General features: G+C 72.5%; 16 protein-coding genes. 10 read left to right on the top strand and 6 right to left on the bottom strand.

The window, feature by feature from the left end; translation table 11 throughout:
* A partial coding sequence (locus AB0K65_RS26065) for a SigE family RNA polymerase sigma factor (RefSeq protein ID WP_365720529.1) occupies positions 1-494 on the bottom strand: 494 nt, incomplete at its 3' end.
* Between the two features lie 159 nt (positions 495-653).
* Here AB0K65_RS26065 and afsQ1 point away from each other — a divergent pair.
* The 5 genes from afsQ1 (at position 654) to AB0K65_RS26040 (ending at position 4,504) form a co-directional block, all read left to right on the top strand.
* On the top strand, positions 654-1,331 hold the full coding sequence (afsQ1, locus tag AB0K65_RS26060) for a two-component system response regulator AfsQ1 (protein WP_175439295.1): 678 nt from the start codon (positions 654-656) through the stop codon (positions 1,329-1,331).
* A complete protein-coding gene (locus AB0K65_RS26055) occupies positions 1,229-2,812 on the top strand; it encodes a HAMP domain-containing sensor histidine kinase (protein WP_365720547.1) in 1,584 nt (527 codons plus the stop codon). The genes afsQ1 and AB0K65_RS26055 overlap by 103 nt, the downstream gene beginning before the upstream one ends.
* Complete coding sequence (locus tag AB0K65_RS26050) at positions 2,809-3,450, top strand: hypothetical protein (protein WP_365720527.1); 642 nt, start codon at positions 2,809-2,811, stop codon at positions 3,448-3,450. Before AB0K65_RS26055 ends, AB0K65_RS26050 begins: the two co-directional genes overlap by 4 nt.
* 179 nt (positions 3,451-3,629) lie before the next feature.
* Positions 3,630-4,211, top strand: coding sequence for a VanZ family protein (locus AB0K65_RS26045; protein WP_365720525.1), 582 nt, complete (start codon positions 3,630-3,632; stop codon positions 4,209-4,211).
* Between the two features lie 92 nt (positions 4,212-4,303).
* Positions 4,304-4,504, top strand: coding sequence for a PspC domain-containing protein (locus tag AB0K65_RS26040; RefSeq protein ID WP_365720523.1), 201 nt, complete (start codon positions 4,304-4,306; stop codon positions 4,502-4,504).
* A gap of 80 nt (positions 4,505-4,584) precedes the next feature.
* Here the strand turns inward: AB0K65_RS26040 and AB0K65_RS26035 are convergent, their stop codons facing one another.
* Together AB0K65_RS26035 and AB0K65_RS26030 are read right to left on the bottom strand one after the other, a co-directional pair.
* A complete protein-coding gene (locus AB0K65_RS26035; protein WP_365720521.1) occupies positions 4,585-4,950 on the bottom strand; it encodes a hypothetical protein in 366 nt (121 codons plus the stop codon).
* A 162-nt stretch (positions 4,951-5,112) separates the two neighbouring features.
* Complete coding sequence (locus AB0K65_RS26030; protein ID WP_365720519.1) at positions 5,113-6,267, bottom strand: adenosine deaminase; 1,155 nt, start codon at positions 6,265-6,267, stop codon at positions 5,113-5,115.
* 129 nt (positions 6,268-6,396) lie between these two features.
* Here AB0K65_RS26030 and AB0K65_RS26025 point away from each other — a divergent pair, with 129 nt between their 5' ends.
* Positions 6,397-7,176, top strand: a complete 780-nt coding sequence (locus AB0K65_RS26025; protein WP_365720517.1) for an alpha/beta hydrolase — start codon at positions 6,397-6,399, stop codon at positions 7,174-7,176.
* 95 nt (positions 7,177-7,271) lie between these two features.
* On the opposite strand, the gene AB0K65_RS26020 is transcribed toward AB0K65_RS26025, so the two are convergent.
* On the bottom strand, positions 7,272-8,243 hold the full coding sequence (locus AB0K65_RS26020; protein WP_365720514.1) for a LysR family transcriptional regulator: 972 nt from the start codon (positions 8,241-8,243) through the stop codon (positions 7,272-7,274).
* A 62-nt stretch (positions 8,244-8,305) separates the two neighbouring features.
* Here AB0K65_RS26020 and AB0K65_RS26015 point away from each other — a divergent pair, with 62 nt between their 5' ends.
* The 3 genes from AB0K65_RS26015 to AB0K65_RS26005 all read left to right on the top strand — a co-directional run bounded on the left by AB0K65_RS26015 (position 8,306) and on the right by AB0K65_RS26005 (position 11,413).
* Complete coding sequence (locus tag AB0K65_RS26015; protein WP_365720512.1) at positions 8,306-9,580, top strand: MFS transporter; 1,275 nt, start codon at positions 8,306-8,308, stop codon at positions 9,578-9,580.
* A gap of 126 nt (positions 9,581-9,706) precedes the next feature.
* Positions 9,707-10,354 carry a L,D-transpeptidase gene (locus AB0K65_RS26010; RefSeq protein WP_365720545.1) on the top strand — a complete coding sequence of 216 codons (648 nt, stop codon included), beginning with the start codon at positions 9,707-9,709 and terminating at the stop codon, positions 10,352-10,354.
* 81 nt (positions 10,355-10,435) lie between these two features.
* Positions 10,436-11,413, top strand: a complete 978-nt coding sequence (locus AB0K65_RS26005) for a sigma-70 family RNA polymerase sigma factor (RefSeq protein ID WP_365720510.1) — start codon at positions 10,436-10,438, stop codon at positions 11,411-11,413.
* A 39-nt stretch (positions 11,414-11,452) separates the two neighbouring features.
* Here the strand turns inward: AB0K65_RS26005 and AB0K65_RS26000 are convergent, their stop codons facing one another.
* Entirely contained in the window at positions 11,453-11,722 is a 270-nt protein-coding gene (locus AB0K65_RS26000) for an STAS domain-containing protein (RefSeq protein WP_365720508.1), read from the bottom strand.
* A 55-nt stretch (positions 11,723-11,777) separates the two neighbouring features.
* On the opposite strand from AB0K65_RS26000, the gene AB0K65_RS25995 reads away from it, so the two are divergent.
* Positions 11,778-12,446, top strand: a complete 669-nt coding sequence (locus AB0K65_RS25995; RefSeq protein ID WP_365720506.1) for an HAD family hydrolase — start codon at positions 11,778-11,780, stop codon at positions 12,444-12,446.
* 67 nt (positions 12,447-12,513) lie between these two features.
* Here the strand turns inward: AB0K65_RS25995 and AB0K65_RS25990 are convergent, their stop codons facing one another.
* Positions 12,514-13,791 (bottom strand): thymidine phosphorylase, encoded by a 1,278-nt coding sequence (locus AB0K65_RS25990; protein WP_365720504.1) that lies wholly within the window; start codon positions 13,789-13,791, stop codon positions 12,514-12,516.
* Positions 13,792-13,873 lie beyond the last annotated feature (82 nt).

Raw genomic sequence — 13,873 nt, 5'->3', positions numbered from 1 at the left:
CACAGCACCGCCCGCAGCTCGGTCCCGCGCATCGCGTCCGTGTCGCCCGCCGTCTCCGGCAGCTCCTCGGTCGGGTACTCGTTCAGCTTGCGACGGCGCCACGCGCTGATGTGCAGGTTCGTCATGGTGCGGCGCAGATAGCCGCCGACCGCCGCCTTGTCGCTGATCCGCTCCCAGGCGCGGTAGGTCGAGAACAGCGCGCTCTGCAGCAGGTCCTCGGCCTCGTAACGGTCACCGGTCAGGTGATAGGCGGTGGCGTACAGGGAGGCCCGGCGCTCCTGGACGTAGGCGGTGAACTCCGCCTCCGACAGGGACTCGCGCTCCCCCGTGCCCTCCCCGTACGCCGCTCCCCCGTCAGCCACGGCGACCATGTACGGCGCCTTGTGCTGACGCCCGGCACCGCGAACGCACCCCCGCCCGTTCACCGCGCTCCGTACGACGTCGTGGAGACGCGTGACAACTGCGCTTGAGGTGGTGCTGTGCAGTGCGTTCATCCCACGCCCCCCGTCGGTTGGAGTCAGCTTCGGTCCGTGTGCCAAGAAGCTTGCCCCGGCCACTTCATCGCGGTGTCCGTCGACTGTCACAGCCGTGTCACAGGGGCTGGTGGCGCCGCACAGTCGAACTCGGAGGGCCGCATGGGACAGAATGGCGCCGTGCCTTTCCTGTTGCTGATCGAGGACGACGACGCCATCCGCACGGCCCTCGAGCTCTCCCTGTCACGCCAGGGCCACCGAGTGGCCACCGCGGCGACGGGCGAGGACGGCCTGAAGCTGCTCCGTGAACAGCGGCCCGACCTGGTCGTGCTGGACGTGATGCTGCCCGGGATCGACGGCTTCGAGGTGTGCCGGCGCATCCGGCGCACCGACCAGCTGCCGATCATCCTGCTGACCGCGCGCAGCGACGACATCGACGTGGTCGTCGGCCTCGAGTCCGGGGCGGACGACTACGTCGTCAAGCCGGTGCAGGGGCGGGTCCTGGACGCCCGGATCCGTGCCGTGCTGCGGCGCGGCGAGCGGGAGTCCACCGACTCGGCGACGTTCGGCTCGCTCGTCATCGACCGCTCGGCGATGACCGTGACGAAGAACGGGGAGGACCTGCAGCTCACGCCGACCGAGCTGCGGCTGCTCCTGGAGCTGAGCCGGCGGCCGGGTCAGGCCCTGTCCCGCCAGCAGTTGCTGCGCCTGGTGTGGGAGCACGACTACCTGGGCGACTCGCGGCTGGTCGACGCCTGCGTCCAGCGGCTTCGCGCCAAGGTGGAGGACGTGCCGTCCTCCCCCACCCTGATCCGTACCGTGCGGGGCGTCGGTTACCGACTGGACGTCCCTGCGTGAGAAAGGGGATGTTCGCGGGCCTGCGCTTCACCAGCCTGCGGCTGCGTCTGGTCGTCGTCTTCGCCCTGGTGGCGCTCACCGCCGCCGTGTCCGCGTCCGGCATCGCGTACTGGCTGAACCGCGAGGCGGTCCTCACCCGCACCCAGGACGGGGCCCTGAACGACTTCCGGCAGGAGATGCAGAACCGGGCCGCGACCCTGCCGCTGCGGCCCACCGAGGAGGAACTGCGGGGCGCCGCGGAGCAGATGGCGGACGGCAGCGCCGGGTACAGCGTGCTGCTGCTCGGGGAGCGGGACGAGGGGAAGCCGATCATCGGGGCCTCCGACCCGGACACGTTCACGCTGGCGGACGTGCCGGCCGCGCTGCGCGAACAGGTGGAGAAGCGGCGGCCCGTCACGGAGACCAACCCGTATCCGTACCACCTGTTCTGGCAGCGCACCCAGCGCGGCGGGACGCCGTACCTGGTGGGCGGGGCGAAGGTCGACGGCGGCGGCCCGACCGGCTACATGTTCAAGTCGCTCGAGGCCGAGCGGGCCGACCTGAACTCGCTCGCCTGGTCGCTGGGCATCGCGACCACGCTCGCCCTGATCGGCTCCGCGCTGCTCGCGCAGGCCGCCGCCACGACCGTGCTGCGGCCGGTGCACCGGCTCGGCGAGGCGGCCCGGCAGCTGGGCGAGGGGAAGCTCGACACCCGGCTGCGGGTCTCGGGGACGGACGAACTGGCCGAACTGTCAAGGACGTTCAACAGCGCGGCCGAGTCCCTGCAGAAGCAGGTCGCGGACATGAGCGCGCGGGAGGAGTCCAGCCGGCGGTTCGTCGCCGACATGTCGCACGAGCTGCGCACCCCGCTGACCGCGCTGACCGCCGTGACGGAGGTCCTGGAGGACGAACAGGACACCCTGGACCCGATGATCGCGCCGGCCGTGGCGCTGGTGGTCAGCGAGACGCGCCGGCTCAACGACCTGGTGGAGAACCTGATGGAGGTGACCCGCTTCGACGCGGGCACGGCCAGGCTCGTCCTGGACGACGTCGACGTCGCCGACCAGGTCACCGCGTGCATCGACGCGCGCGCCTGGCTGGACGCGGTGGAGCTCGACGCCGAGCGGGGCATCATGGCGCGGCTCGACCCGCGCCGGCTCGACGTGATCCTGGCGAACCTGATCGGCAACGCGCTCAAGCACGGCGGGTCGCCGGTGCGGGTGGCGATCCGTACGGAGGACGACGCACTCGTCATCGAGGTGCGGGACCACGGCCCGGGCATCCCGGAGGAGGTCCTCCCGCACGTCTTCGACCGGTTCTACAAGGCGAGCGCGTCCCGGCCACGGTCGGAGGGCAGCGGCCTCGGCCTGTCGATCGCGATGGAGAACGCGCTGATCCACGGTGGTTCGATCACCGCGGCCAACTCCCCGGACGGCGACGGCGCGGTGTTCGTGCTGCGGCTGCCGAACCAGGGGGAGCCCGGGGAGGGTGGGGAGCGGTGAACCGGATTCGTCGTACGGGAAGGGGGCGCCGTACCGCGATGGGCGCGGGCGCGGCCGTCGTCGCCGCGCTGACGGTGCTGCTCTCGGGGTGCGGGATCAGGACGACGTCCGTGCCCGTGGACGCGGGCCACGCCCCTTCGCGGGTGCCGTGCAGCATCGAGGACGAGGACGTCAGCGCGCAGCCGCCGGGCGTCCCGGTCCGGGTCTTCCTGGTGTGCGGTTCTCAGCTGGAGGCGGTGGAGCGCCGCTCGCCGCTGCCGGAGGAGAAGGCCGGCGGGGACCCGGTGCGCACGGCGTCGGTCCTCCTCGCGCAGCTGGCCACGGAGCCGTCGCGAAGCGAGCGCCAGGCCGGGTTCACCACGGCCGTGAAGGGGCCGCTGGTCGTCTCCGGCGGGCATCCGGGGGACCCGGCGGGCACGCTGCGGCTCAGCAGGCAGCCGGAGGACCTGGCGCCGACGGCGCTGTCGCAGATCGTCTGCACCTTCGCGCCGAGCGCGGCGGGGGCGGGCGCGGACGCCGTCGTCCTCGGCGGCCCGGGCGCCTATCCCCCGCGCCGCTACCGCTGCACCACGGAGCTGAGGGAGCGGCCGGAGTCGGCGGCCCCGACGGCGGGCCTGCCGACACCGACGGCCTCCTGAAGCCGGCCTCGCGCGCGCTCCCGATCCCCGCGCCGCTCCGTCACGCCCCCCCGTGGACACGCGGCTGCGCCGCACCCGGCGGCGCGACGCCCAGGCGCGCGGCGCCGGGGGGCCGAAGGGAACGCGGCGTTCTGTGGGGCGGCGGAACCGATTCCGGCTCGGAGCGCGTCTTGGGGGGCGTGCAGCGTCAAGGTTCGAGCGGCAGCGCCGCCGTGGTCGTACGTCGGGCGGGGTTCGCCCTCCTCCTCACGCATCTGCTGCTCGTCGCCTGGGTGTCGCTGCGCCCACTCGACGTCGCCTGGGTGACGGCGCCGAACCTGACCCCGCTGGCGGGGCTCGAGGCGGACCTGGCGCTCGGCCCGGCCGAGGCGGCCCGCCGCATCGGGGAGGGACTGCTGCTCCTGGCCCCGCTCGGGGTCCTGCTCCCGATGGCCGACGGGCGGTTGTACGTCTCGCCGTGGGCGTCGCTGGCCCGTACGGTCGCGGCCGGGGTGCTGGTCTCCCTCGCCGTGGAGCTGCTCCAGACCGCCGTGCCGGGACAGGTCGTGGACGTCGACTCGGTGCTACTCAACGGCGTCGGGGTCGCGCTGGCGCATCTGCTCGTGGTGCCCGCCGGGCGGGCGCGGCTGCGCCGCAGGGAGGACGCCGGGCGGGGCCGGTCCTCCTCGGGGAGGACGGCCCGCAGGGGTCCGTCCCTGCCCCGGGACGAGGGCGGTCAGGGAACGACCCCGACGATTCCCAGGGTCGGGATCGCCCCGTAGACCGACGCTTTGTCCCCCGACGGGGACGAGTATGGAGTCACCGGGAGCCCGGGAAAGCGGCTCCCGGGCCACGCCTCTCGAAGGAGCCCACCATGGCCGCACTTGCCCGCCCCCGTGACGGACGCATGATCGGCGGAGTGTGCGCAGCGCTGGCACGGCGCTTCGGTACCTCGGCCACCACCATGCGGGTCATCTTCCTCGTCTCCTGTCTGCTGCCCGGCCCGCAGTTCCTGGTCTACCTGGCGCTGTGGCTGTTCCTGCCGACGGAGAAGCCGGCGGGCACGGCCTGGTAGAGGCCGGCCGCCGGCGCGCGAACGCCGATGGGGCGCCCACCCGGTGCGGGTGGGCGCCCCATCGGCGCGTACGCGGTGGGTCAGCCGATCGGCAGGCCGCTGAGCGGCAGGCCGCCGAGCAGGCCGCCGACCGCGCTGCCGCCGAGGGCGCTGGTCGCACCCTCCAGCGGCACGCCCTCGGCGGCCTGGCCGGCCGCGGCCGGGAGGGTCTTGACGCCCTGGTCGACGCTGGTGCCCAGGGCACCCTCGGCGCCCGAGAGGGACTCGGACGCGCCGTCGGGGAGCTCGGTGAGACCGTCGCCCAGCGGCACGGTCTGGGTGACCAGGCCGAGCACCTCGGGGGCGGCGGGCGCGGCGGGGGCCGCGGTGGCCGTGCCGGCGGCGGCAGCGGCGAAGGCGGCACCGAGAGCGGCGACACCGAGCTTCTTGGCGGCAGACTGCTTCATCAGAAAATCATCCTCTGAGGATCTTGGAGCTGCGGGAAAGCAGGAATTCGGGGAATGCAGGGCGGCTTTGCAAACTAGCCAGCAATGAACGCTCCCGCAAACACCGAAAAGCGGCCGGGATCGTGTCACCCGGCCGCTTCAGGCCCTTTTCCCGGTCGCCCGTCAGTCGCTCTGGCGGGAAGACTCGCTGGTCGCGGCGGTCTGCTGGAACAGCCATTCGGACTTCAGCTCCGCATAACCCGGCTTGATCACGTCGTTGATCATAGCGAGCCGTTCATCGAAAGGAATGAACGCTGATTTCATCGCATTGACAGTGAACCAGGCCATGTCGTCGAGCGTGTAGGCGAATGCATCGATCAACAGCTCGAATTCCCGGCTCATGCTCGTCCCGCTCATCAGCCGGTTGTCGGTGTTGACGGTGGCCCGGAAGTGCAGCTTGCGGAGCAGACCGATCGGGTGCTCGGCGATGGAGGAGGCCGCACCCGTCTGGAGGTTGGAGGTCGGGCACATCTCCAGCGGGACGCGCTTGTCGCGGACGTACGCCGCGAGCCGCCCGAGCGTCACCGAGCCGTCGTCGGAGACCGCGATGTCGTCGATGATCCGGACGCCGTGGCCGAGGCGGTCGGCGCCGCACCACTGGAGCGCCTGCCAGATGGACGGCAGGCCGAAGGCCTCGCCCGCGTGGATGGTGAAGTGGTTGTTCTCGCGCTTCAGGTACTCGAAGGCGTCGAGGTGACGGGTGGGCGGGAAGCCGGCCTCGGCGCCCGCGATGTCGAAGCCGACGACGCCCGAGTCGCGGTAGCGGTTGGCCAGTTCGGCGATCTCCAGGGCGCGGGCGGCGTGCCGCATGGCGGTCAGCAGGGCGCCGACGCGGATGCGGTGGCCGTTCGCCCGCGCCTGGCGCTCGCCTTCGCGGAAGCCCTCGTTGACGGCCTCGACGACCTCTTCGAGGCTGAGGCCGGCCTCCAGGTGCTGCTCGGGCGCGTAGCGCACCTCGGCGTAGACGACACCGTCCTCGGCGAGGTCCACGGCGCACTCCGCGGCGACGCGCACGAGCGCCTCGCGGGTCTGCATGACGGCGCAGGTGTGCGCGAAGGTCTCCAGATAGCGCTCCAGCGAACCGGAGTCGGCGGCTTCGCGGAACCAGATGCCGAGCTTGTCGGGCTCGTTCTCGGGGAGGCCGTCATAGCCCTGGGCGGCGGCGAGGTCGATGATCGTGCCGGGACGCAGTCCACCGTCGAGGTGGTCGTGCAGGAGCACCTTCGGGGCCCGGCGGATCTGGTCCTTGGTCGGGAGGTTGCGGGTCTGGCTCGTCATTGCGGCACTCTAGCCCCTACGCGCGTAGAGCGCGCCCCGTCCGCGCGTCTGCCGGCCCGCTCGCGTCGATACGTAACAGTGACCGCGCGTACGGATGGCGTACACCTCCACTTCTGAGACTGTTCTGCCATGGCGCACTCCGCACTCGTAGGGACCGCCGTCGCCAGCCGGGCACCCCGGCTGGGACGGCCGGTCGGCGCATCGCTCCCGCTCACGGCGGTGGGCGGTGTGGTCCTGCTCCTTCCCGACGGCGAGGTGGCGTCGGGGCGGCGCGCCTCGGTCCGCACCCACCTGGCCGCGCTGCCGCTGGCCCGGCGGCTGGCGGCGGCGGGGCGCGAGGAAGGGCTGGTGGCGCACGTGGTGCGCTACCGGGGGCGCGGCTGGAACGGCACCGACAGGCAGCTGGCGGCGGACGCGACCTGGGCGGTCACGGAGGCGGTACGGCGCTACGGCGACATCCCCGTCTGCCTCGCCGGGCACGGCATGGGCGCCCGGGCGGCGCTGCGGGCGGCCGGGCACACGGCGGTCGACTGCGTCCTGGCACTGGCGCCCTGGCTCCCGGAGGACGACGTGGCGGCGGAGCCGGAGCCGGTGCGGCAGCTGACGGGCCGCAGGGTGCTCGTCGTGCACGGCACGAACGACGCCCGGACGGATCCCGAGCTGTCGTACCGGCTCGCCGAACGGGCCAAGAAGTCCAACCGCGACACCTGCCGCTTCGAGGTCCACTCCGACGGCCACGCGCTGCGCCAGTACGGCGCCGAGGTGCGCGCCCTGGCCTGCGACTTCGTGCTCGGCTCCCTCTTCTCCCGGCCGTTCGCCCGCCCGCTCGCCGACGCGCTGGCGGCGCCGCCGCCGCTGGGTCTGCGGATGCCGCTGGCGGCGGGCTTCGGCCGCTCGACGAGGTCGTGACGGGCCGCTGACCGGTACGCACGGGGAGCGGCCGGTCGCTCAGGCGGCTGCCCGGGTTCCGGGAGAGCCGGGGCGGCCCCCTCACGGGAAGCCGGTCACTCCGGGAGGGACCGCCCCTCCGGGAGCAGCCGGCCCCGCTTGCTCAGCAGGAACTTCTTGAAGGCGGCCACCGGCGCCGTGTCCGGGTGACCGTCCAGCCAGGCGACGCCGATCTCCCGGACGGCGCGCGGGGCCGTGACGGTGAGCTCGACGACGCCCGGGCGGGGGACGGCCGGCGGGGGCAGCAGGGCCACGCCGAGACCGGCGGCGACCAGGCCGCGCAGGGTCTCGGTCTCCTCGCCCTCGAAGGCGACGCGAGGCGTGAACCCCGCCTCTGCGCAGAGGTTGTCGGTGATGCGGCGCAGACCGTAGCCGGGCTCCAGGGTCACGAAGGTCTCGTCCGCGGCCTCCGCGAGGCGGACGCGCTTGCGGGAGGCCAGGCGGTGGTCGTCGGGCACCACCAGACGCAGGCGCTGTTCGTCGATCCGGCGGGCGACCAGGTCGGGCGCGTTCGGCACCGGTGAGGTCAGGCACAGGTCCAGGTCTCCGGCCCGCAGGCGTTCGATCATCGCCTCGCCGTAGTTCTGGACCAGGGTGAACCGGACCTTGGGGTGGTCCACCCGGAAGGCCCGGATCAGCCCCGGCACGGTCTCCGAGCCCATGGTGTGCAGGAAGCCGAAGGCGACGCGCCCCGCGGTGGGGTCGGCGTCCGCGCGTACCGAGTCCGCCGCCCGCTCCACCTCGGCGAGCGCCCGCTCCGCCGAGGCGAGGAACGTCCGGCCGGCCGGGGTGAGCGAGACCGTACGGCCCTTGCGGGCGAAGAGCGCGACTCCCAGGTCCTGTTCGAGGCGGACCATCGCCCGCGAGAGCGTCGACTGCGGCACCCCCATCTCGGCCGCCGCCCGGGTCACGTGCTCGTGCCGGGCCACCGCGGCGAAGTACGCGAGGCGGGGCGCGAGCAGCAGCCCCATGTCTTCTTCGTAACTGCTCGGTGACAGCCGACCCTGTGACCTGTACTCATGCACCATGGGAACGATTACAGCAGTTCCATGCATTGGACGCATCAGCCATCGCACCCTACGTTCGAGGTATGCCTTCCGCCAGTACCAAGGCGGCCGCCACCAGCACGGCCGCCGACACCCGCCTCTCCCCCGGTGCCCCCGGCTACCGCCGTATGAGCTTCGCCCTCTTCGCCGCCGGACTCGCCGCCTTCGCGCTCCTCTACTCCACCCAGGCCCTCCTCCCCGCCATCTCGGCCGAGTTCGGCGCCACGGCGTCCGCCGCCTCCTGGACCGTCTCCGCCGCCACCGGCGCCCTCGCCCTCCTCGTGCTCCCGATGAGCGCCCTCTCCGAGCGTTTCGGGCGGCGCACGCTGATGACCGCCTCGCTCGTGGTCGCGGTGGCCGTCGGACTGCTCGTCCCGTTCGCCCCGAACCTGGAATGGCTGGTCGCCCTGCGCGCCGTCCAGGGCGCGGCCCTCGCGGGCCTGCCGGCCTCGGCCATGGCGTTCCTGGCCGAGGAGGTGCGGCCGAAGGCGCTGATCGCCGCGATCGGCCTGTTCGTCGCGGGCAACTCCATCGGCGGGATGAGCGGCCGGATCGTCACCGGCTGGGCGGCCCAGATGTGGGGCTGGCGCGCGGGGCTCCTCGCGGTCGGTCTGATGGCGGCGGTGTGCGCGGTCGTCTTCCGCCTGCTGATCCCGAGGGCCCGGCACTTCACGCCCGGTTCGCTCGACCCCCGCGCGCTGGCCGGGACGGTCCGCACGCACCTCTCCGACCCGCTGCTGATGCGGCTGTACGCGATCGGCGCCCTGTTCATGACGGTGTTCGGCGCGGTCTACACCGTGATCGGCTACCGCCTGGCCGAGGCCCCCTTCTCGCTCCCGCAGGGCGTGATCGGCTCGATCTTCCTCATCTACCTCGTGGGCACGGTCTCCTCGGCCGCCGCCGGCAAGCTGGTGGCCCACACGGGCCGGCGCGGGGCGCTCTACCTGGCCGTCGGCACGACCGCGGCCGGGCTGCTGCTCTCCCTCTCCGCCACGCTCGGCGCCGTCCTGCTCGGCCTGGTCCTGATCACCGCGGGCTTCTTCGCGGGCCACGCGGTCGCCTCCTCCTCGGTGAGCCGCACGGCGAAGACGGGCCGCGCGCAGGCCTCGGCGCTCTACCAGTCGGCGTACTACGTCGGCAGCAGCGCGGGCGGCACGCTCGGCGCGATCGCCTTCCACGCGGGCGGCTGGTCCGGCACCGTCCTGCTCGGCCTGGTCGCGGTCCTCGGCGTCGTGTCGATCACCCTGTACGGAAGCCACAGCGCGCGGGTCTCGGCGCGGGCCGAGGCGAACCGCTTCCAGGTCCGTACCGCCGCCTGAATCCTCGCCGTTCCCGTACAACCGCCACGGCTCTCCGTTCGTCCTACGGCATAGGAAACGAAGGGGGAGATGGTGATCATGGGAGCCATACGCAAGCGGACCGGGATCGTCCTCGGCATCACCTCGATGGTGGTGCCGTTGACGGTCGCCCTCGGCGCCGGGCCGGCCCAGGCGGCCTCGTGCAGCGCGACGACGGGGCCGTACCAGAAGCAGGTCGAGCAGTTCCTCGGCCGACCGGTGGACGGCCGCCAGTCGAGCGCGGACTGTCTGGCCATACAGGCGTTCCAGCGCAAGCACGGCATCACGCCGACGCTGGGGTACGCGGGCCCGCTGACCTGGCAGACGATGTACACGATGTACACGCAGCAGTGGGCCGGCACCACCCCGAACAAGGCCGGGAAGTGCCCCACCAACCGGGGCCGGATCGCCTGTGTGGACCTGACCCGCCAGCTGAGCTGGATCCAGGACGGCGCACGTCTGAAGTACGGCCCGGTCCCGGTGCGGACGGGCCGGAACGGCGCGGAGACCCGGACCGGCTCGAAGAAGATCTACTGGCGGAACATCAACCACTGGTCGACGCTCTACAACGTCTCGATGCCGTACGCGCAGTTCTTCGACGGCGGCCAGGCCTTCCACTCGGTCACCAAGTCGATGTGGAACCCGCCGGGCTCGGCCGGCTGCGTCAACATGCGTCCGGCCGACGCGAAGGCGTACTGGAACCTGCTCAGGAACGGCGACGACGTCCACGTCTACGGGCGCAAGCCGGGAACCTGACCCCCGCTGTCAGTGGGCTGCGGTAACTTCCCCTCACCGGTATCGCGTTGGTGCCGGTGAGGGGCGAGTGGGGTGGACCCGATGAGCGATACCGCAACGACCGACGACCTGGATTCCCGGCTGGAGAAGTACCGCACCGAGCTGACCGGCTACTGCTACCGGATGCTCGGTTCGGCCTTCGAGGCGGAGGACGCCGTGCAGGACACGATGGTCCGCGCCTGGCGGTCCATCGGCTCCTTCGAGGGACGCTCGTCGCTGCGCTCCTGGCTGTACCGCATCGCGACCAACGTCTGCCTGGACTCGCTCAACGCGGGCAACAAGCGCGCCCGGCCGATGGACCTGACCGCCGCCACGCCGGTCGCCCAGGCGCAGCTGACCGCCCGGCCGGAGATCACCTGGCTGGAGCCGGTGCCGGACGGCCGGGTGCTGCCGTCGGTCGCCGACCCCGCGGACACGGCGGTGTCCCGGGAGACGGTGCGGCTCGCGTTCGTGGCCGCCTTGCAGCACCTGCCGCCGAAGCAGCGGGCGGTGCTCATCCTGCGCGAGGTGCTGGCCTGGAAGGCGAGCGAGGTGGCCGAGCTGCTGTCCACCACGGTCGCGTCGGTCAACAGCGCGCTCCAGCGGGCGCGGGCGACGCTCGCGGAACACGGGCCGGCCGCCTCGGACACCGCCGACCCGCTCGACGAGGAGCAGAAGGAGCTCCTGGAGCGCTATGTCGCCGCCTTCGAGGGGTACGACATGAAGGCGCTGACCGCGCTCCTGCACGAGGACGCGACGATGTCCATGCCGCCGTACGACCTCTGGCTGCGGGGCCACGACGACATCGTGGGCTGGATGCTGGGCGTCGGCGAGGTCTGCTCGGGCTCGAAGCTGGTCCCGACCGTGGCGAACGGATCGCCGGCGTTCGCGCAGTACCACCCGGATCCGGAGGGCGGATTCAGCCCGTGGGCGCTGATCGTCCTCGACATCCGCGACGGCAAGGTCGCGGGCATGGACTTCTTCCTGGACACGAAGCGGTGGTTCCCGCTCTTCGACATGCCCGAGCGCCTGGAGGCGTAGCCCGGTCCGGGCGGGTCCCGGCGGTTCTCCCGGGCGTCGTCATACGACGTCGGCGAGGCCGACCAGGTCGAGGAGGAGCCGCAGTTCGGCGCGGGCCCCGTGGAAGACGAGACGATGGCCGCGGCGCCCGGCGGTCAGCCGCAGCCGGGCGAGGGCGTCGACGGCCGCGAGGTCGGCGTGCGTGAGCGCGCCGACCTCGCAGCGGACGTCGGTGGGCGGCACGGCTTCGAGCACGGCGCACAGCCGGGCCACCTCCTCGGAGGTCGCCCGGGCGGCGAAGGTCAGAACGAGCGGTCGACTGGTGTCCACATCAGGGAGACCCCCGTCACGGCCGGAACTCATCGGACGCCTTAGGCTCCGCGGCATGACGCGTGAAGCTGAGGGCCCGGTCGAACTCGTGATCTTCGACTGCGACGGCGTCCTGGTGGACAGTGAACGGATCTACTGCCGCATCGACCGCGAGGTCTTCGCGTCGCTCGGCGCGGAGTTCAGCGAGACGGAGATCGTCGACCACTTCGTGGGCTCGTCGAGCGAAACGCTGACGAAGATCCTGGAAGAGCGCCTCGGCCGGACCCTGGAGCCCGACTGGCACCATGCCTACCGGCCGCTGTACGACCGGGCGTTGGACGCGGAGCTGACGGTGGTCGAGGGCGTCACGGACGCGCTCGACGCGCTGGACGTCCCGTTCTGCCTGGCGTCGAACGGAAGCCATCCCACGATCCGCCGCAACCTGGCCCGGACCGGGCTGCTGGACCGTTTCGAGGGCCGGATGTTCAGCGCCCGCGACGTCGCCAGGGGCAAGCCCGCGCCGGACCTCTTCCTGCACGCGGCGGCCACGATGGGCGTCCCGCCGGAGCGCTGCGCGGTGGTCGAGGACAGCCCGTACGGCGTGGCGGCGGCCCGCGCCGCGGGCATGCGGGCGTTCGGCTACTGCGGGGGCCTGACCCGCGCGGACCGTCTGATGGGGCCCCGGACGCTGGTCTTCGACGACATGCGAGAGCTGCCGAGGCTCCTGGGTGAGCCGCTGGTGTGAGGGGGCGCTCCGCCCCTGCCGGAGATCCGGCACGGGCGGAGCGGCCGTTCGACCGAGGGGAGGGCCGTCAGGCGATGCGGTCCAGGACGATCGGGTTCGGGGTGAACGCCGTGTCCTGCGCCTCGATGTCCCAGGCCGAGCCGAGGGACCGCAGCGCGTACTCGAACTTCTCCGGGGTGTCCGTGTGCAGGGTGACGAGCGGCTGCCCCGCCGTCACCCTGTCGCCCGGCTTGGCGTGGAGTTCGACGCCCGCACCGGCCTGCACCGGGTCCTCCTTGCGGGCGCGACCGGCGCCCAGGCGCCAGGCGGCGATGCCGATGTCGTAGGCGTCGAGGCGGGTCAGGACGCCCGAGGACGGGGCCGTCACGACGTGCTGCTCGCGGGCGACCGGGAGGGCCGCGTCCGGGTCGCCGCCCTGGGCCGCGATCATGCGGCGCCAGACGTCCATCGCCGAGCCGTCGGCCAGCGCCTTCGCCGGGTCCGCGTCCTTGATCCCGGCCGCGTCGAGCATCTCGCGCGCCAGCGCGAGCGTCAGCTCGACGACGTCCGCCGGGCCGCCGCCCGCCAGGACCTCGACCGACTCGCGGACCTCCAGGGCGTTGCCGGCGGTGAGGCCGAGCGGGGTCGACATGTCGGTGAGCAGGGCGACCGTCTTCACCCCGCTGTCCGTGCCGAGTCCGACCATCGTGTGGGCCAGCTCCTGCGCGTCCGCGAGGTTCTTCATGAAGGCGCCGGAGCCGACCTTGACGTCCAGGACGAGCGAGCCCGTGCCCTCGGCGATCTTCTTCGACATGATGGAGCTGGCGATCAGCGGGATCGCCTCGACCGTGCCGGTGACGTCGCGGAGCGCGTAGAGCTTCTTGTCCGCCGGGGCCAGACCGTCGCCCGCCGCGCAGATCACCGCGCCGGTGGTGTCCAGGACGTGCAGCATCTCCTCGTTGGAGAGCAGAGCGCGCCAGCCCGGGATCGACTCCAGCTTGTCCAGGGTGCCGCCGGTGTGGCCGAGCCCCCGGCCGGACAGCTGCGGCACGGCCGCGCCGCACGCGGCGACGAGGGGCGCGAGCGGAAGGGTGATCTTGTCGCCGACGCCGCCGGTGGAGTGCTTGTCGGAGGTGGGGCGCGACAGGGACGAGAAGTCCATGCGCTCGCCGCTGGCGATCATCGCGGCCGTCCAGCGGGCGATCTCGCCGCGGTTCATGCCGTTGAGCAGGATGGCCATGGCGAGGGCCGACATCTGCTCGTCGGCGACCTCGCCGCGGGTGTAGGCGTCGATGACCCAGTCGATCTGCTCCGGGCTCAGCTCACCCTTGTCCCGCTTGGTGCGGATGACCGAGATGACGTCCATGAAGTGCCTCTTTCTACGCGCATAGAGGGGTGGAAAAGGGAGAGCGGCCCTCCCATCGTGCCGGAAGGGCCGCTCCGAGGTG

The sequence above is a fragment of the Streptomyces sp. NPDC053755 genome, from assembly GCF_040677675.1.
Taxonomy (GTDB): Bacteria; Actinomycetota; Actinomycetes; order Streptomycetales; family Streptomycetaceae; genus Streptomyces.
The sequence above is the reverse complement of the archived record's forward strand: the minus strand, read 5'-3'. Positions and strand labels throughout refer to the sequence as shown.